Raw genomic sequence first — 17,531 nt, 5'->3', positions numbered from 1 at the left:
AATTTTATAGCTCCTAAAAAAACGAAAAAGATACTGACTCGTTGTAATAATGAGTCAGCATCTTTTCTAAGATTTATATTAATGACCATCAGCTGATTCTTGTTTTCTTCTAAATCCGCTAAAAAGTAAATAATACTGATAGGCTTTTCTTATTCTTTCTAATAACCAAAATGGAAGTGGGAAATGCATTTTTTTAAATAAAGGGATATAAAAAAGAAAGTACATTTTTTTGAAATGCTTCCATTTCGGGCAGGTGTATGACTTTAGAAAATCTGACACATCCACGATATACCCTTTCCCATCCTTCATAATAATATTTTTTCCGTGTATATCTGTAGGGTTTAAACCTCTTTGTTTAGCATGCTCTATAGCATTGTCAATATCCTCTATTACAGTCTTAGGTACATAAACACCATCCCTAAATGCCTGAAATAAAGTTATACCGTCTAACTTTTTAAGAACGAGATAACGTTCACCATATTCAACAAGCTTTGAATATGCATGATGATCACCTAGTTTTTTGTAAACTTGTATTTCTTCAATGATTCCGTCACGATTTTCAGCATAGACCTTAACAACTTTTCCATCAAGTGATGCATGAGTAAAAACGGCAGCAAAATTTCCTATTCCAAGCAAATTCCATCCTTTAGGTATATTCGTTACGATTACAGGATCGTACGGATCTTTGCTGATAATTTGAATGTTATTTACTAATTCATCGTTTATCCAAGACATTTTACACCTCGAGCCAGATAACTTACGTGAAATGTCTCTCACTAGTTATTGAAGTTTGTTTATAAAATCATAAAAAGAGTAAGAATAGTTCATTTTAGAAAGTATATCAAACAACTGTCATTAAACATATTGATTACATAGCAGAAAGCAAAATAATAAAATCCCATGATTAAACATGGGATTTTATTATTTGATGTTTATTTGATTATTCTTTTTTTAAGCTAACTGCAGAAAAATTTTCTAAAACAGGTAATGTACGTTCATCTTCAACCATAGCGTGTCCACAAAGAGGACAATTTGGTTTTTCGTCAGATTTAAAATTGTCTCTCATCCAACCATTACAGTCTTCGGAAGCACAAGTCCATATCTTTAATGTTACCTCTGGTGGTTTTTCGACTTGCTGTTGAAATCTCATTTAAACACATCCTTTAGTAAGGAGATTTAGTACTACATACATTATACACATTTTTCTTAACAATATGTATATTCGTAACAAATTCTTTCCAATTTTCCATTATACAATATCTTCATTCATTTTAAAAAGGAGTTTTTGTAATCTGAAGTTATTTATATTGAAAGGGTTTTATGCAAAAGTAATGGTTCAACAAAAGTTAAGGGGCGTCAGTAGAATAAAAGATCGTAAAAGATAAAAAAACAAAAGAGTAAAACCCTTTTGTTTCATTCTTTCGTTTTACCCTTCAATCAACTCTGATACTGCCACTTGGGTTCTTTCTTCAAGTGGTCCTCTTAAATGGCATGTAACCATTTCTTGATCTTCGTGTAATTCATCAATCCATATAGAACTACCATTGTACATTACTTTAATATCTGCTGGAGAAGAGAGAATTTGTTTAACCCGATTCATATCCATGTAAAAAAACCTCCTATTTAAATTATCATTTTATTTTTTGGCTCTAGTGCAATAAACAACAATCAGCTTATACAAAGACTATTTTTTACATAGAATAGGATTTCTATCCTACAAATCGAGCATTGAATCACTAACTTTTTTTAATAAAGTGATCCATTTCATTAAATGGCTATATTTGAATTATGATCTTTGTTTAGCCTTTTTAAAAGGAACGAATTTTCCATAAGTAAATGAACGCCAAAGCCACTCAACTGGTCCGTTATGAAAATATGTAAGCCAGTAGTAGCTAAACAATAATTGAGAAGAAAATAATAAAATACTGATAACTGCTCCCTCAACAAGGTTGATTTTTTCATATAAATGAAAACCGCGATAAAAACCAAGTGAAACTATTGTTTGAAATAAATAATTTGTTAAAGCCATTCGTCCTACATAGCTAAAGGGAATAAAACGTTTCTTGAATGTTGTATGTTCTAAAAGCAAATAGAGTGAACTCATATAAAAAATGCAAAGTGTTATTCCGCTAAGACTTGTAAGGAAATGGGTAAGTGCTTCCCATACAGGACTAATACTAAAGCCCGACATAATCAATCCATTAGCTAAAATAATCGGTAAACTAATGAGAAAACTCCATTTACACCATATCTTTATTTGTAATCGATTTAAATCATTATAAACAAATAATTTCTGCTTTCCCGCATACAACCCTAATAAAAACATACCTAAAATTGGGATCATTGCTATTGGAAGTTGTGTAAGAATAGGTATTACCTCTATCTTAATTCTATAAAGAAGCCATTCCTTATAAGAAGCGTCCTCATAAATTGTTGAGTATATATCTATCTTTTTCATAATAACCTTTGGATCGGTACTATTATCAGTAGGTAAGAATACACTTGCTCCAAGTAATACATGATAAAAAGTTAGTAAAGTAAAGGCCCAGTAAAGGATTTTTTTACTCGAAAGCTTATGAAAAAATATAAGTAAAAGGCCAGTTACCGCATAAAGGTGCAAAATATCCCCGTACCAAAGAAAAATAAGATGGAAAAGACCAATCATAAGTAAAAGGTTCATTCTTTTAATAAATAGGTCTAGACCATTTGTTTTCTTGATGAATAAATAGAAGCCTAAGCCAAAAAGAAAAGCAAAAATCGGATAAAATTTCATTTGAATAAACAACTGGTAAAATAGTGATAGAAAATGGTCAGGACCATGATAGGTGGAAGTGATCCCATAATAAGTCTTCAAAAAATCTGGTGAATGAAAGGTTGGCATATTGACAAGCAAAATACCAAGAAGGGCAAAACCACGTATAATATCCAATAACAAAATCCTACTACTTTTATCAGCCATTTAGAAAAACCACCTTCCTCAAACTTCAAGTCGCTTATTTCTCTCTACGTCTATTAGTCTTTCAACTAAGTCACACATTTTACTTAAGTTGATAATAATAGGGTTAACAGTCTATACAAAGTCATTTTGACAATGACTATAACAGCATTGAAGGCGCTTTTAAATTGGATTCTATCACTAAAAATTATACTTTTCCATTATAGTCTATCACCATACCATTTCTACAACATAAAGTGTAAATGTATTTAAAAACTACAAAACGTTAAAAAACTTGTAGTGCATGATTTTTAATTGCGATATTAAAAAGGAGGTGCAAGAATTTGGCAACTGGAAAAAATGATTGGGAAAAAGATTTTGCAAAAGCCATTACTCTTCACAAAAAAGGTATTAATGGTGATAAGCAAGCAGCACAAAAGGCATATGAAAGTCTGAAAAACATTAAGCTCCAGGTAAATAATCATCCATTAGTTGAAGCTTACTTTGGAAGCTCATCAGCGTTAATCGCAAGGGACCATGCCGATATAAATGAAAAATCAAACTATGGTAAAAGAGGAATAAAAGCTCTTGATCAAGCAGTTAAATTAGATGGAGATAATGTAGAAATTCGTCTATTACGAGGCAACGTAGCATACCGATTACCTGAAATCTACTTTAAACGTACAAAAACTGCCATTGAAGACTTTAATTATTTAATCAGAGCTTTTGAAAATAATAATCGAGATATCACGAAAGATCAATATCATGAAATTTTACTAAAACTAGGCAAGGCTTATCAAACAGTAGGCGATTCCAAACGCGCTGAAGAAACTTGGAATAAGCTATTAAGTTTAAATAATAGCAAATATAAAAAGCTTGTTGCTGATGCGAAGAAAAATGGGGGTGAATAAATGTGGGAAATAAGGTTAGAACACAGCAACGACAAAACTTAATTTCAACTTTAATAAAATCAAACCCGTATATTAGACGAGAAATTGTTTTAAGAGAACTAGAACCAAATCAAGAAGTAGTAGCAGTACTTGAGCCAGTAAAAGAAATAGTACAAGAACGGGTAAAACATCTAGTAGATGAATTAGTTAATGAACCAGTTCAAGATCCAAATCCAGAGTCAATACCAGCACATATACAGGTATCAATAGCAGATTTAGTAGATGAACTTCTCGAAATATTAATACAAGAAAAAGACCAATCTTCCAATAAAAACAATTCCATTAAAAGAGAGAAATCAAATAAAACCAACAATCCTAAGGAAAATGCCTCTAATTCTAATCAAACAAAAGAGCAGGACGTAAGCAAACAGCAATCTCAAGTACCAAGTAAAGTTTCTATGCAAAAAAATGAACCTTTTAATGCAGCTATTGAATTACACAATGAGGGGATAATGGGGAACAAACAAGCCGTTAAAAGTGCCTATAACTCATTAAAAGATTTAGCAAAGCAACATAAAGATAATTTAGAAATCCAAGCTTATTTAGGCAGTGCTACTACTTTACTTGGAAGGGATGCAAATAGTGTTACAGATAAAATGAAATATGCATTAGAAGGCTTGAAGGTGTTAGATGCAGTAGTTGAAAAAGCTCCAAACCTAGTAATTGCTAGACTATTAAGAGGAAATGTTTCATTTCGATTACCTGAAATGTATTTTCAACGAACAAGTACTGCCATTGAAGATTTTTCATTTCTAGTTGAGGCTTATGAAAAGGACTCTTCCATTCTTACTGAAAGCGAGTATAACGAAGTTTTAAAAAATGTAATTGATGCATGCAAACGATCGAATCAACTTGAAAAAGCAAGCATGTTTCAAAATAAATTGAAGACTGTAAATGTTGAAGGTAAGGCACAAGCAAACTCAACGGCTAGTAAACAATCTTCATCTAAATCTTCAACAAAGACAAAAAAAAACAGCAAGGGTAAAGGACTAACTGAAGAAGCCATTAGTTTCTATGAAAAAGCATTAAATGGTAGTTCAGATGAAGTGCAAGAGGCAATCGAATTCTTTGAAAACTTTGTATTAACGAATACTACACCTGAAGTTGAAATGGCTTACTTAGATGTACAGTCAATGCTAGGTAGAGATTCAATTAACACGTATGACATGTTTGGCAGTGCGATAAAATCTTTGAAAGCTATGGATAATCTCGTAAATGAATACCCTTCTAATCGTGATCTCCGACTAGTCCGTGCAAATCACAGTTTACGTTTACCAGAAAACTTTTTTAGACGAGCAGCTACGGCTGTAAGTGATATTGAGTACCTCTTAAAAGAATATGAAAATGATCCTACCTATTTAACAGAGGAGACCTATCAACAGCTTTTATTTGACCTAGGTTGTGCCTATGAAAGGCTAGAGATGATAGCTGAAGCAAATGAAACATGGATCAGGTTATTAAAAACTAATCTAAGTGAAGAAATGCAGCAAAAAGTGAATGACAAGAGAGAAGTGTATTCTTTTCAAGAGATAAATCTTTCTAAATATTCAACATCAAATAAAGAACAATTTTATAACATGGCGAAAGAACTTCATTATCTAGGTGCAAAAGGAAGCAAACAAGCTGCAAAACAAAGCTTAGAGGCATGGGAAAAAGCGTTGAAAGCATATCCAAATTGTGAAGTTGCGAACACGTATTACGCGGCATCAGCTGCTTTAATAGGCAAGCATGCAAATGACCCCCAGGAAATGTTTGGTGAAACGATTAAGGCATTAAAGATTTTAAAAACATCAATTAAGTCAGATAATCCAGAATTATACTATTTAAGAGGTTCAATCTATCATGCCTTACCAGAGGGCTTCTTCCATTCAAGTGATAAAGCAATAAAAGACTTTAAGGCTGTAAAATCGGCATATGAAAGTAATCGTGAAAATCCGCCAATCTCACATGAGCAATATGTAAAGCTTCTATTTGATTTAGGACATTTATATAAAAAAACGAGTTTCCTAGAAAAAGCTGAAAAGACATTTAAAACACTCTTAAAAGTGGCTCCTGAATCTAAATATGCTAAACGACTAGTAAGTCAGGGGGTTAATAATGAATGAGTTCATTGTTTGAAAAAAAACTAAAAAACGTGAGTATGCCTATAATCATTACGAGCTTTTTTGATGGGACCCTCCATCCAGATAAAATGTCAGCAGAACAAATAGAACAATATCACCTTGAATCATTAAAACAAATTGTTCAAAAAGCATATGAAAAAAATGATTTTTACCGCGAAAAGCTCGATGAAGTTGATGTGAAACCGACTGATATTCAACAAGTAAGCGACTTAAGTAAATTACCTTTCTTAACTAAAGATGAGCTTCGGGGTAAACCATATATTCTTTTAACATGTGACAAACAGGAAATTGCACTTGTTCAAGTATCTACTGGTACAACAGGTGGAGAAGAAATTTATATGATGTATACGTGGAATGACTACTACTTGCATGATTTAGCCCCAAGATATCCTGAATTATTTCCTGTTGATCCTGGCGATGTTTGTTTAAATGCACTTCCATATGAAATGAGTGCAGCGGGTTTAGCTTTCCATAAAACATTTATGGAAGGGTGTGAAGCAACTGTCATCCCTGCAGGGAAGGGTGGTGCATATTCAACTCCTAAGAAGACATTAAAAATGATTCAGGATTTAACACCAAATATTGTGATTACCACTCCATCTTGGGCAATGCTATTGGCAGAGGAAGCGAGTGAACAAAACTTCGATTTAAAAACATTACAGTTAAAGAAATTATGGATTACTGGTGAAGGCTGTTCCCCTGCTTTTCGTCAACGCCTTGAAGAATTATGGGGAGTGACCGCTAACTTTTTTTATGGAAGTCTTGAATGTGGGGTTTTAGGTATTGAATGTGATGAACATGATGGTTACCATATTGCTCAAGCACATGCAATCGTTGAAATTGTTGATCCCAAAACTGGAGAATCACTTGATGAAGGTGAAATTGGAGAAATTGTTGTAACAAGTGCCCTTCGCTACGATACCCCTATTTTACGTTTTCGTACTGGTGATCTAGGATATATTGAATCGGAATCTTGTTCATGTGGGGTTACGATGCCAAAGTTTTATTTGCGAGGAAGAGTCGTTGACCAAATTCGCTACAATGGCACATCTCTATCACCTTTTTACCTTGAGGAGTTTTTAATGCGTGAGCCTGAAATCGGAAACTGGTTTGAATTTGTTTTGAAAAAAGAAGGAGACAATGACGTTATTAACGTACGTTGTGAGCTTGCTTCAACTATTGAGCCCTCAGAGCATTTAGCAGATTCCTTGGCTAGTAGAATGGAATTTGCATCAGGCATCCCATTTGCTTTTGAGTTTGTTGAAAAGCTACCTCGTCCACAAGGTAAGACGGTCAGAGTTGTTTATGAATAGAGGTGAAAACATTGATCATTGATGCACATACGCATTTATCAGACACAGATTATGGAAACACAGAAACGTATTTAAAGATAATAAAGGAAGCAGGGATTGATCAAGGTGTAGCAGTTCCAGGAGCAATGCTGGATGTACGAAAAATGACGGATTATATTACAGGTAAATCCAAACCAGATAATCCAGTGCCTGATAATCAATACGTTGAAAATGCAATCAAAACGAATAAAAACATCCAAGGATTTATTTGTATTAACCCACATGATAAAGATGTGAGTGAACAATTAGAAAATGGTCTCAAGCTTGGATTTAAAGGACTTAAGCTCTCTCCTTTATCCCATCAATTTTCATTTGCATCGAAAGGTGTTACTTCCTTAGCCTCCCTATGTGGTGAGTACGGTTTCCCTGTTTATTCCCATGTCGTATACAGCCCTGGTGCATCAACAGCTAAATTTGTTCAGCTAGCAAAGCAATTTCCAAAAACTAATTTTATCATAGGTCATATGGGTTTTGGTCCAGCTGATCAAGAAGCTGTTGAGGCTGCAAAAACACTTCCTAACTTCTATTTGGAAACATCCACAGGCAACTATCTTCATATTCAGGAAACTGTAAAGAAGCTTGGCGCTTCAAAGGTGATTTTCGGCTCAGAATACCCTTTATCACACCCTGCAATTGAGCTAGAAAAGATTTTAAGATTACAAATAACCGACCATGAACGTGAACAAGTTTTAAGTAAAAATATTAAACATCTTCTACAGATGTAATTAAGGGTGTGTTTACATGGACACACATGAGAAGATGACAGCATTAAATGAAGTGCTTGCTTACGCCAAAATGTCCAAGTACTATTCAAATCGTATTCCACAGCTACCACTAAATACACTTGCTGATTTAGCCCACATTCCTTTTACAACCAAAAATGATTTACGCTCACAATCTCCTTTTGGACTTTTGCCAAGTCAGGCAGAATCTTTATCACAGTATCATGAATCATCTGGAACAACAGGCCAACCCGTTTCTGTATGGTATAGCGAAATAGATCTAGATGAAATTACGAGTCGGATCGCGACATGTGGTGTTAATTTTAAGCAGGAAGATATTGTCCTCATACGATTTCCGTATGCTCTCTCAACGATCTCACACTTTATTCATCGAACTGTGCAAAAACAAAGAGGGTGTGTCGTACCTGCAGATAGTCGTACAACCGTAACACCAATGCCAAAAGTGATCAATTTATTAAGGGATTTAAATGTAACCGTGCTTGCGTGTATTTCCTTACAAGCAATTATGCTTGCAGAGGTAGCGGAAATGCAGGGCTTGAACCCGAAAACGGATTTTCCATTCCTACGGGCGATTTGTACAGCTGGTGAACCATTAACACCGTACAAAAGATCATTAATAGAAGACATTTGGGGTGTCCCAGTATTTGATAATTATGGAATGACAGAGATTGGAACAGCAATGATTGATTGTCCTTCCCAACAGATGCATTTGTTCGATGATTGCTTTCACGTTGAGGTTTTAAAAGATGACTTCCAAACAGAAGTAAGTGATGGTGAATGTGGTAACTTAGTTGTTACTACCTTACGAAAACGAGCCACCCCGATGATACGCTATGCTACAGGAGATATTGTTCAAGTTAAACATAGCAAATGTTTATGTGGAGCTAGCTGTTCATACGTTATTCGAGGAAGAAAAGAAGACATGATAACAATTAATTCTATTCGCTTTGATTTGTATGAAGTCGAAAAAATAATATCCAAATTACCTGCAAGACGATTTTGGTCAGTTGGTAATTGGAAGAATCACCTCTATCTATTTGTCGAACAAGAATCTGAGCATGATAAGGTACCAAAGGAGTATGTTGAGTCACTTAAATCAGCCTACGGTATAGACCTCTCAATCTTCCTTTTAGAAAAAGGAACCCTTTATGATCGGAATGATCTTTTATCCTTTGGTATGAAGGCGAAGCCTCGCTATTATTTAACTGAAAAAGAAACACAAAGCCTATTAACACAAATTAAAACTTTTTAAGTTGGAAGGAGCAATTATTGTATGCAACAAAAAGAAAGGCAAGTTTGGTATGACGGTAGAGGAGTGTCAGTTGAAAATATGGATGTATGGGAGTTAATTAACCATTCACCTATTGATAAAGTATTAGTTTCATTAAAGCAGCGTCAGGATGGATACTTTCCTCAAAAAATGTCCTTTATTACAGAAGTAACAGAGAACGAAGAGCTTGAACAGGTACCATCAGGTGATGTTGTGTTTTCTGATGATCAAGAGATTTTAACAAATGCTAAAAAATCAGGCTATAAAACATGTATTTTTTATTCAGTAGATAATCGAGAAATGCTAGAACGATGTTCAAGAGAAGCTAGTGATTATGACTTTGCTGCAGTAGATTTTGACCTACCAACAAATATTCCACTTGAATTAATTATTGCTAGATTAGAAGAAAGCAACACAATTTTATTACGTGCTGTAAACACGGCGATTGATACCGAGATTGCCTATGGAACGCTAGAAAAGGGTAGTGATGGTGTTCTGTTTGCAACATCAGACATTGATGAGGTTAAACGACTAACTGCATTTATGTCGAAGCAATCTTTGCCTAATTTAGAATTGCATCCTATGGTTGTCACAGAAGTAATGCATGCAGGAATGGGAGTTCGAGCATGTATTGATACAACAGGAATCATGACTCAAGATGAAGGAATGATCATTGGCTCGACATCTGGTGGAGGGATATTTGTTTGCTCTGAGACACATTATCTCCCTTATATGAACTTAAGACCTTTCCGTGTAAATGCTGGTGCTGTTCACTCATACGTTTGGCAGCCAGAGGAAGCTGCTGAGTATTTAAGTGATTTGAAAGCTGGAGATAAAGTTCTTTGTGTAAATACAAAGGGTGAAACTCGAGTTCTAACTGTTGGTCGGATTAAAACAGAGGTGCGCCCAATGTTATTGATAAAAGGAAAAGTTGGAGATCGCGAATTAAATGTCATTGTTCAAGATGACTGGCACATTCGAATTATGAGTGCTGATGGAAAACCTCGAAATGCTTCAACTATTCAACCTGGAGATGAGTTACTTGCCTATGTATGTGAACCAGGGCGCCATGTAGGGGTTAAAGTAAGCGAAACAATTATTGAAAAATAGAGGAAGGGAGGAATCCTAATGTCAGGAAAAGAAATACGTTTAAAAAAACTATACCATCATTCTGATAGGTTATTAATTGTCCCATTGGATCATGGTATTACAATTGGTCCTGTTACAGGATTAGCTGAGATAAATGAGACCGTTAAAGCCGTATTTGCAGGTGGCGCAGATGCAGTAGTCGTTCATAAAGGTCTTGTTCGCTATTTAAAGGATACACTTGGTTCAAATAAAGGTGAATTAATTATTCATTTATCCGCGTCTACTTCACTAGCACCTGAAGCCCAGGCAAATCGTAAGGAAGTCGTTTCTTCTGTTGAGCATTCGATTCGTTTAGGGGCAACAGCTATTTCGACTCATGTTAATTTAGGTTCACCGTTTGAAGCAGAACAGTTAAGAGATGTTGGTTTAATTGCTGAAGAATGTGACAAATGGGGTTTACCATTACTAGCAATGATGTATGTACGTGATGGTTCGAAGGAACATGAGTTTGATCCAGAACGTATTCGTCATGCAGCCCGTGTCGCAGAAGAGCTAGGTGCAGATATTGTAAAAGTTAATTACAGTGGTTCAGTTGTGTCATTTAAAGAAGTCGTTTCTGGAGTGAAAATACCAGTATTAATTGCTGGTGGTGAACGACTAAATTCAAATGCGGATTTGTTAACAATGATTGATGATGCAGTATCTGCTGGTGCTAATGGGATCTCAATAGGTCGTAATATTTTTCAAGCTGAAAATCCGACAAAACTTTGTGAAACTATCCGTTCAATTTTAGACCAATAAACGAGGTGAAATATGGATAATAATGAAATGAATCAAGCAATTGAAAATTTATCTAAGAAAATAAAGAAATTAAAAAAACAGGGAGCAAATGGTGAAGAGATTCAAGCTGCTGTATTTGATATGTTTAAAGATCTAGGTTTAAACATTCCAATGGATAAAATATTAGAGCAAATGAAAGGGATGAATAAAAACGATGGGAAATAAAGAAAATAAACAAAATGTTAAGCAAGCTGTCACAACTTTTAAGGATCAAATTAACACTGCACTAGCCGGCAATAGCCAATCTAAAGACATTCAAGCAGCTGTTAAAGAAATGTTAAATACGTTAAATATTCAAAGACCATAAGGTGTGGAGGTTGAACATTCATTTGTTCAGCCTCTTTTTATTTGTCTAGGAATTTTAAAATTCTAGAACTGTGGATAAGCGCTTGGCATCCAGCTCCAGCGCCAAGCCCCTCTTGGGTCTAAGCCACTTAAGAATTGAAGGTAAAGAACACCTTCTATTCTTAAGCGTCTTATTTGCCCGAGGCTGTTCAAGGCGCTTGCGATTTTATTCCTAAATTATTTAAGATAGTATGCATTCAAATTGGAAAATAAGCCAAAATAGGATGGTGGTAAAAAATACAATTATTAGTGGAGGAAATACAATGCTAAAAAAGATAATAATTGCTACAACCATTTTGATGTCAGCATTACCTACTGTTTCTCAAGGTCAAATCAAGACTTTTAAAGAACCGCCATTTGAGTTTTATAAAGTGTCACCAGGAGATACTTTTTGGTACATAGCACAGCGTTACGGGCTAGATTATAGAAAACTTATGGAATTAAATCCGACAGTTGAACCAAGAAATATGCACATAGGAGAAGTCATTCGATTAAAAGCAACTACATCAAGTCCAAGTGGATTTGAAGAACAGGTTGTGCAATTAGTTAATCAGCAACGAGCAAAAGCTGGATTGAAGCCCCTTACACATCGTGCTGATGTGAAAAATGTCGCCCAGAAAAAAGCTGAAGATATGATTAATTCAAATTACTTTTCTCATACAAGTCCAAACTATGGTTCACCCTTTGATATGTTAAAAACATTTGGAATAAGCTATTCCTATGCTGGAGAAAACATCGCAAAAGGCCAAAAAACACCACAAGAAGTAATGAACGCATGGATGAACTCCTCAGGTCATAGAGCAAACATATTAAAACCAGAATTTGATACAATTGGTGTTGGTTTTTATCATGGTGCATGGGTTCAGATGTTTATTAAGGCGAGATAATAATAAACAACAGGATTAGCAAAAGTACTTCATGTGTTGGCTTGTGGTACTGAAAACTAGCGTAATAATCTAAATTGAAAAAACATGGTGGTGTTAATCACCCCCATGTTTTTATTTTTTGAAACTAGATTTATTCATTTCTTTTATTGTCTTCAAAAACATCTCTACCAACTGCTCCGACAGACATATTTGTATCAGACCTTGTATTAATGTCATCTTCACGTTTAGCTTTCTCATGTGAATGTTGTTGGTCAGAACCAAGATAGGCTGATTTATGTTTTGCTTCGGTTTTGATAAATTGATCAAAGTTTTCGTTTACCATATCATCATTCATCTCCGATAAATTAGTTTTAAGGTTCTTCACTATCATAACCTTATTCTTATTTTTCATGACTACTCTTCATCAAAATGAAAAAGGTACCAGATAAGGTACCTTTTTGCCAATTATATGAAATTGAAGTTGTTATCTTGCTCCGCCACTCATTTGTGATTGAGCAAAAGAAACTAAACGTTTTGTGATTTCTCCACCAACTGATCCATTTGCACGAGATGTTGTTTCTCCACCAAGGTTTACACCAAATTCTGAAGCGATTTCATATTTCATTTGGTCGATCGCCTGAGCAGCACCAGGTACCACTAGTTGATTTGAGTTATTACCGTTGCTTGCCATGTTGAATCCATCTCCTTTATGAATAATTGTTTGGTGGGTTAGGTTGGATTTGCACCAAGCTTTTAACCTTCTAGGCTAACCCGTGATTAGTTAGGAATATTATGATTCAACGATTAATTTTTATACTATTTTCTTTTTCTAAGGTTCTGTTAAAGCTCACTGTTGATTTTGGCATTTGTTGATTGAAGTGGAAGTCAACAACCAAGTTTAAGAGTGCCTTTTCTAAAGCTAATAATCTTTGTGATGTTGATAATAATATCTCACGTTTAAATTGAATTATTCTTCCTAAAGCATGGAAAATATCGCCAATTTTAAGGTGGGAGAAATAACGACATTTTATTAAGTGATCTAATGGCTAACTTGAAAAATGTTGTGGAATAATAGCAACAATATTATTTTTTTGGGGAGATGACATAGTGCCAATCGTTACTATCGAGAATAGCAAGCATATTACATTCGATGATTTTGGTGAAGGAATACCTGTTGTCTTTATTCATCCACCAGGTATGGGAAGGCATGTTTTCTATTATCAACGAAATCTTAGCAGGGATATGAGAGTAATATTCCCAGATTTGTCCGGTCATGGGGATAGCTCGAAGATAACTAGTGAAGAGGTAACAATAGAAAATTATAGCAAAGAAATTATTGCTTTTATTGATGAGTTAAAATTAAAGAAAGTAGTTTTATGTGGATATTCTGCAGGTGGTGCAATTGCACTATATATTAGCTCTCATTTTCGTGACCGTGTGGGTGGCTTAATATTATTTGGAGGCTATCCAGCTGTTTTAAATTCATCTCTTAGGTTGGAACATAAGCTCGGTATGTATTTTGTTAATCACCATAAAAACCTTTTAACACATATTTTAGCAATGAGTCATACAAAAAATGATAAGTTAAAAAAGTTACTTATAACTCATATGAATAAATCACAGCAAGGTGTTTGGTATAAATATTATGAAGAGATCCTTCATATGAATATCATTGAAGATATTTGCAATATAAACGTACCATTGTTGTGGATGGATGGAACGAGGTCAGATGCAATAAATCGATATAATACTTTCTTTAAAAATAGAACAACTGAGTATCGCATTGTCCTATTTAAACATGTCAATCACCAAATACCAACTAAGAAATGGAAACAAGTAAATGAAGAAATTCTCCAATATATTCTTAAATTGGACACAATGAAAGAAAATCTTTAAATTTTAGCAGGAAATGAAGGGAAAATGAATAATATTATATAGATTGCTGTTTTTGAATTGCTCCTAGTCAGAGGAATAAAAACAAATATAGACATTCTAATCGTTATAGCTGGAGGAGAGAAGCATGGAAATTTTAAAAGATCAATTTGGAGAATATAGGGGAGAACCAGTATATTCATTTACTCTTCAAAATACTCAAGGTATGAAAGTAACATGTATTACCCTTGGTTGTATTATTACAGAGGTGCTTACACCTAATAAAGCTGGAGAATCTGAAAATGTAGTTCTTGGTTTTGATGATGTAAATAATTATATAGAAAATTCTCCATATTTTGGCGCAGTCGTTGGTCGTGTTGCAGGAAGAATTAGTAATGGAAGCTTTGATTTAGATGGAAAAACCTATAGCTTGCCCAAAAATGAAAACGCCAATCATTTACACGGTGGACCAGAAGGGTTCGATCGAAAGCTATGGGAAGCCGAAATTGTGGAACGGGAAAATGAGGTAGGTGTGGAATTTTCATATTTAAGCAAGGATGGGGAAGCGGGTTATCCAGGTAATTTATCTGTTAAGGTAACGTATCTATTAAATAATCAAAATGAATTGTTTATTTCATACGTTGCTACAACTGATAAGAAAACATTGGTTAATTTAACGAATCATACATACTTTAATTTAAGTGGTGATGTAAAAACAGATATTTTATCCCATAAATTAAAATTAAAAAGCAAACAATTCCTTGAACTAAGTGAGCAATTAATTCCAACCGGTGCTTTTCTTGATACTGAAAATACACCATTTAACTTTAGTAAAGGAAAAACGATTCAAGAAGGAATCACAGCAGATCATGATCAAGTTAAATTAGTAGGACAAGGAATTGATCATCCATTCGTACTAGAAGAAAATCATAATCAAGAGATTATTTTGCTTGATGAGAAAAGCGGGAGAAAATTAATCGTTGAAACAGATGAACCAAGTGTAGTAATCTACACGTCAAATATGATGGATGACAGTTTTCAAATTCGAGATGTACAATCTAAAAAGTATTTAGGAATATGTTTAGAAACTCAAGGACTACCAGACTCAATTCATCATCCGGAATTTTCTCAGTCTATATTAGATGTTGGAGAAGAGTATAAAACAACAACAAAGTATACGTTTACTATAGCTGAATAACTTGAAAAACCGCTCTTAATTGTTTTAATGGTTTCGGTTTTGTTTTGAAGTAGAAATTTGTAAATAGAAGATAAAATACCAACATATTAGCAAGGCAATTAATACTATATATAACACAAAAAAAGCTTGGATTGAACCCAAGCATTTTTTGTTTATTCGGATTGTCTTGTTTAAGCAAAACTTCTTTCTAAGATATAGCATAGAAAGAAACTATATCTATCTAAATAACACAAAACCTTCCAGTCAAGAGAAAACGGAAGGTTATCGCTTACCAATTAACTTAATTCTCATATGTATCTTGATAAAAATATTTTTCATACATAACTTGAAATCCGTACATTAAAACTGATTTTACTAAAAATAATAAAGAAAGCTGAAATTTAGTTAGTCTTACAAGAGAGACATATCCAATTTTTTTGAAAAAATTTAATGTAAAATAAGTAAAAATGGAGTCGATCACAATATTAATTAACAAGTATAAATTAAATTTTCCATAGGTATATTTTAGGATCCAAAAAGAACCGACAAAGAATGGCCCGAAAATTAATGGCAGCTCACCAACTACATTTGGTTTTACAGATAATGGAAACCACCACCATTTTTTCTTCTGGGCTAAATAGCCTTCTGACGCAACATATAAACACATGAATAGTACACTAGGAAGAAATCTTTTAAATGTTTTAGCATTTAATAGTGGAACAGATAGCCAAGGCAAAAGACTCATTAAAATCATAAAGAGCTTTGTGTTCCTCATTTACCAGACATCCTTTTCATTTTTCGTAATATATTTATCTTTCCAAGTTTGTGATATGTTATGTAGATTTTCATTAGACCAATATCATCAAAAATTCATTTCTGTCCCTCCTCCTTCATAAAATATATAAATAATGGGGTTGTTTTCGTAACCTATGTTGCTTTTGAAGTATAAGAAAACAGCTTAGTAAGTTTAACAAAGATCTAAAAGTAAAGTACGGAATAACGTTTTACTTTTCAACAATATGTAAGAAAAGGTCTAAATAATAGAGGTGGAGATATATGACAAACAATTTGATACCTATTTGGGATGAGCATTTATTTTGGTTAGAGATTCTACAGGACCATGCTTATTTTGTGAGGGACCATCTTTCTGTGAGTGAAGTTGAATATGTAAATACCTCACAGCAGTATATTCATTTATTTGGTGAACTTATTTCCATGTTACACTCGATTCCAAGAACAGTTCAACATACTGATGTAACAATGATTTACTTTGCTAAAAGAGCTTGGCCTGTGGCAAAAGGCTACTATGAATTTGAAGGGAAGCTACAATCACTTCGGATTGATAATAAAGTGAATTTAAATTTGTCTCCTACATATTTAAATGGAACACTTGCCGAGAATCAGGAGTACCTTCGTATTTTGACTTTCTTAGTCCAAGGGAAAAAACCTGTTCCTCTACCTTTAGCAGTCTTAATGGACTTATGGCTAGAGGACCAATTAGGACACGTACTTCTTTTTGAGGACTTACTTGACCCAATTGAATTAATGGCAACTAAACTAGCAGAGGGATATATAAGTAGCTATCAGGCATTTATTATTCAAAACCGCCATTTAAAAGGTTATTTACGGTTTAAAGAACCTAATTTTGCTCGACAGAAAGAATTTGCGAACGATGTAGGAAAAACGACGATTGAAATGAGTAGGTTTATTTATAGTATGGTTATTAAATATAAAGAAAAAAAGATTCTAAATAAATCAACTCTACGCTTCCTTGAACATCATTTTCCGGAAACATGTTATTTTATTAAAAAGTTAAGTTTTTATGCTCCAGGATTAAGTGAAGAAGCCAGTAAGTGTTCGCTGAAAAGACCATCCTATTCCTAATAATATAATTTAAAAGGTACGTTATAGATAGCGTACCTTTTTTGGGTTTCCATTTTAAAGCAAAATGCTAATAAAAAGGGCTGTG

General features: G+C 34.0%; 20 protein-coding genes. 13 read left to right on the top strand and 7 right to left on the bottom strand.

Going from position 1 to position 17,531, the window contains the following annotated elements; all coding sequences use genetic code 11:
- Nucleotides 1-78 precede the first annotated feature (78 nt).
- From I7822_RS10870 to I7822_RS10855, 4 genes are all read right to left on the bottom strand, one after another.
- Nucleotides 79-735 (bottom strand): serine/threonine-protein kinase, encoded by a 657-nt coding sequence (locus tag I7822_RS10870; RefSeq protein WP_207977890.1) that lies wholly within the window; start codon nucleotides 733-735, stop codon nucleotides 79-81.
- 205 nt (nucleotides 736-940) lie between these two features.
- A complete protein-coding gene (locus I7822_RS10865) occupies nucleotides 941-1,150 on the bottom strand; it encodes a cold-inducible protein YdjO-related protein (protein ID WP_207977888.1) in 210 nt (69 codons plus the stop codon).
- Nucleotides 1,151-1,426: 276 nt separating this feature from the next.
- Nucleotides 1,427-1,606 carry an H-type small acid-soluble spore protein gene (locus I7822_RS10860; protein ID WP_207977886.1) on the bottom strand — a complete coding sequence of 60 codons (180 nt, stop codon included), beginning with the start codon at nucleotides 1,604-1,606 and terminating at the stop codon, nucleotides 1,427-1,429.
- Nucleotides 1,607-1,786: 180 nt separating this feature from the next.
- The gene (locus tag I7822_RS10855; RefSeq protein ID WP_207977884.1) at nucleotides 1,787-2,959 is read right to left on the bottom strand and encodes a DUF418 domain-containing protein; all 1,173 of its coding nucleotides are present in this window, start codon (nucleotides 2,957-2,959) and stop codon (nucleotides 1,787-1,789) included.
- 320 nt (nucleotides 2,960-3,279) lie between these two features.
- Here I7822_RS10855 and I7822_RS10850 point away from each other — a divergent pair, with 320 nt between their 5' ends.
- The 10 genes from I7822_RS10850 to I7822_RS10805 all read left to right on the top strand — a co-directional run bounded on the left by I7822_RS10850 (nucleotide 3,280) and on the right by I7822_RS10805 (nucleotide 12,534).
- Nucleotides 3,280-3,846 (top strand): tetratricopeptide repeat protein, encoded by a 567-nt coding sequence (locus I7822_RS10850; RefSeq protein ID WP_207977882.1) that lies wholly within the window; start codon nucleotides 3,280-3,282, stop codon nucleotides 3,844-3,846.
- Between the two features lie 2 nt (nucleotides 3,847-3,848).
- Nucleotides 3,849-5,990, top strand: a complete 2,142-nt coding sequence (locus I7822_RS10845; RefSeq protein WP_207977880.1) for a tetratricopeptide repeat protein — start codon at nucleotides 3,849-3,851, stop codon at nucleotides 5,988-5,990.
- Entirely contained in the window at nucleotides 5,987-7,321 is a 1,335-nt protein-coding gene (locus I7822_RS10840; protein ID WP_207977878.1) for a phenylacetate--CoA ligase family protein, read from the top strand. The genes I7822_RS10845 and I7822_RS10840 overlap by 4 nt, the downstream gene beginning before the upstream one ends.
- An 11-nt stretch (nucleotides 7,322-7,332) precedes the next feature.
- Complete coding sequence (locus I7822_RS10835) at nucleotides 7,333-8,085, top strand: amidohydrolase family protein (RefSeq protein ID WP_207977876.1); 753 nt, start codon at nucleotides 7,333-7,335, stop codon at nucleotides 8,083-8,085.
- A 16-nt stretch (nucleotides 8,086-8,101) separates the two neighbouring features.
- Nucleotides 8,102-9,355 carry a phenylacetate--CoA ligase family protein gene (locus I7822_RS10830; protein ID WP_207977874.1) on the top strand — a complete coding sequence of 418 codons (1,254 nt, stop codon included), beginning with the start codon at nucleotides 8,102-8,104 and terminating at the stop codon, nucleotides 9,353-9,355.
- A 21-nt stretch (nucleotides 9,356-9,376) separates the two neighbouring features.
- Nucleotides 9,377-10,483: a 3-dehydroquinate synthase II domain-containing protein gene (locus tag I7822_RS10825; protein ID WP_207977872.1), complete on the top strand. Its 1,107-nt coding sequence runs from the start codon at nucleotides 9,377-9,379 to the stop codon at nucleotides 10,481-10,483.
- A gap of 18 nt (nucleotides 10,484-10,501) precedes the next feature.
- Entirely contained in the window at nucleotides 10,502-11,263 is a 762-nt protein-coding gene (locus I7822_RS10820) for a 2-amino-3,7-dideoxy-D-threo-hept-6-ulosonate synthase (RefSeq protein ID WP_207977870.1), read from the top strand.
- Nucleotides 11,264-11,275: 12 nt separating this feature from the next.
- Nucleotides 11,276-11,467, top strand: coding sequence for a hypothetical protein (locus I7822_RS10815; RefSeq protein WP_207977868.1), 192 nt, complete (start codon nucleotides 11,276-11,278; stop codon nucleotides 11,465-11,467).
- Complete coding sequence (locus I7822_RS10810; RefSeq protein WP_207977866.1) at nucleotides 11,457-11,609, top strand: hypothetical protein; 153 nt, start codon at nucleotides 11,457-11,459, stop codon at nucleotides 11,607-11,609. Before I7822_RS10815 ends, I7822_RS10810 begins: the two co-directional genes overlap by 11 nt.
- A 301-nt stretch (nucleotides 11,610-11,910) precedes the next feature.
- On the top strand, nucleotides 11,911-12,534 hold the full coding sequence (locus tag I7822_RS10805) for a CAP domain-containing protein (RefSeq protein ID WP_207977864.1): 624 nt from the start codon (nucleotides 11,911-11,913) through the stop codon (nucleotides 12,532-12,534).
- Nucleotides 12,535-12,664: 130 nt separating this feature from the next.
- On the opposite strand, the gene I7822_RS10800 is transcribed toward I7822_RS10805, so the two are convergent.
- Nucleotides 12,665-12,898, bottom strand: coding sequence for a hypothetical protein (locus I7822_RS10800; RefSeq protein WP_207977858.1), 234 nt, complete (start codon nucleotides 12,896-12,898; stop codon nucleotides 12,665-12,667).
- A 99-nt stretch (nucleotides 12,899-12,997) separates the two neighbouring features.
- Nucleotides 12,998-13,204 (bottom strand): alpha/beta-type small acid-soluble spore protein, encoded by a 207-nt coding sequence (locus tag I7822_RS10795; RefSeq protein ID WP_066334046.1) that lies wholly within the window; start codon nucleotides 13,202-13,204, stop codon nucleotides 12,998-13,000.
- A gap of 416 nt (nucleotides 13,205-13,620) precedes the next feature.
- Here I7822_RS10795 and I7822_RS10790 point away from each other — a divergent pair, with 416 nt between their 5' ends.
- Together I7822_RS10790 and I7822_RS10785 are read left to right on the top strand one after the other, a co-directional pair.
- On the top strand, nucleotides 13,621-14,409 hold the full coding sequence (locus tag I7822_RS10790; RefSeq protein WP_207977856.1) for an alpha/beta fold hydrolase: 789 nt from the start codon (nucleotides 13,621-13,623) through the stop codon (nucleotides 14,407-14,409).
- A 124-nt stretch (nucleotides 14,410-14,533) separates the two neighbouring features.
- Nucleotides 14,534-15,583 (top strand): aldose epimerase family protein, encoded by a 1,050-nt coding sequence (locus I7822_RS10785; protein ID WP_207977854.1) that lies wholly within the window; start codon nucleotides 14,534-14,536, stop codon nucleotides 15,581-15,583.
- 280 nt (nucleotides 15,584-15,863) lie between these two features.
- On the opposite strand, the gene I7822_RS10780 is transcribed toward I7822_RS10785, so the two are convergent.
- Entirely contained in the window at nucleotides 15,864-16,337 is a 474-nt protein-coding gene (locus tag I7822_RS10780) for a hypothetical protein (protein WP_207977852.1), read from the bottom strand.
- 281 nt (nucleotides 16,338-16,618) lie between these two features.
- Between I7822_RS10780 and I7822_RS10775 the strand changes: the two genes are divergently transcribed.
- Entirely contained in the window at nucleotides 16,619-17,446 is an 828-nt protein-coding gene (locus I7822_RS10775) for a DUF2935 domain-containing protein (RefSeq protein WP_243459407.1), read from the top strand.
- Nucleotides 17,447-17,531: the final 85 nt, after the last annotated feature.

Origin of the sequence: Metabacillus bambusae (assembly GCF_017497975.1) — a bacterium.
GTDB lineage: Bacteria > Bacillota > Bacilli > Bacillales > Bacillaceae > Metabacillus > Metabacillus bambusae.
Note: the sequence above shows the minus strand (reverse complement) of the source record. Positions and strands in the feature narration are given on the sequence as shown.

What these genes read in the sequence shown, in the direction of transcription:
- I7822_RS10870 (WP_207977890.1), bottom strand. Translation starts at nt 735, where the DNA reads ATGTCTTGGATAAACGATGAATTAGTAAATAACATTCAAATTATCAGC.
- I7822_RS10785 (WP_207977854.1), top strand. Translation starts at nt 14,534, where the DNA reads ATGGAAATTTTAAAAGATCAATTTGGAGAATATAGGGGAGAACCAGTA.
- I7822_RS10815 (WP_207977868.1), top strand. Translation starts at nt 11,276, where the DNA reads ATGGATAATAATGAAATGAATCAAGCAATTGAAAATTTATCTAAGAAA.
- I7822_RS10840 (WP_207977878.1), top strand. Translation starts at nt 5,987, where the DNA reads ATGAGTTCATTGTTTGAAAAAAAACTAAAAAACGTGAGTATGCCTATA.
- I7822_RS10860 (WP_207977886.1), bottom strand. Translation starts at nt 1,606, where the DNA reads ATGGATATGAATCGGGTTAAACAAATTCTCTCTTCTCCAGCAGATATT.
- I7822_RS10855 (WP_207977884.1), bottom strand. Translation starts at nt 2,959, where the DNA reads ATGGCTGATAAAAGTAGTAGGATTTTGTTATTGGATATTATACGTGGT.
- I7822_RS10865 (WP_207977888.1), bottom strand. Translation starts at nt 1,150, where the DNA reads ATGAGATTTCAACAGCAAGTCGAAAAACCACCAGAGGTAACATTAAAG.
- I7822_RS10810 (WP_207977866.1), top strand. Translation starts at nt 11,457, where the DNA reads ATGGGAAATAAAGAAAATAAACAAAATGTTAAGCAAGCTGTCACAACT.
- I7822_RS10780 (WP_207977852.1), bottom strand. Translation starts at nt 16,337, where the DNA reads ATGAGGAACACAAAGCTCTTTATGATTTTAATGAGTCTTTTGCCTTGG.
- I7822_RS10775 (WP_243459407.1), top strand. Translation starts at nt 16,619, where the DNA reads ATGACAAACAATTTGATACCTATTTGGGATGAGCATTTATTTTGGTTA.
- I7822_RS10820 (WP_207977870.1), top strand. Translation starts at nt 10,502, where the DNA reads ATGTCAGGAAAAGAAATACGTTTAAAAAAACTATACCATCATTCTGAT.
- I7822_RS10795 (WP_066334046.1), bottom strand. Translation starts at nt 13,204, where the DNA reads ATGGCAAGCAACGGTAATAACTCAAATCAACTAGTGGTACCTGGTGCT.
- I7822_RS10825 (WP_207977872.1), top strand. Translation starts at nt 9,377, where the DNA reads ATGCAACAAAAAGAAAGGCAAGTTTGGTATGACGGTAGAGGAGTGTCA.
- I7822_RS10830 (WP_207977874.1), top strand. Translation starts at nt 8,102, where the DNA reads ATGGACACACATGAGAAGATGACAGCATTAAATGAAGTGCTTGCTTAC.
- I7822_RS10805 (WP_207977864.1), top strand. Translation starts at nt 11,911, where the DNA reads ATGCTAAAAAAGATAATAATTGCTACAACCATTTTGATGTCAGCATTA.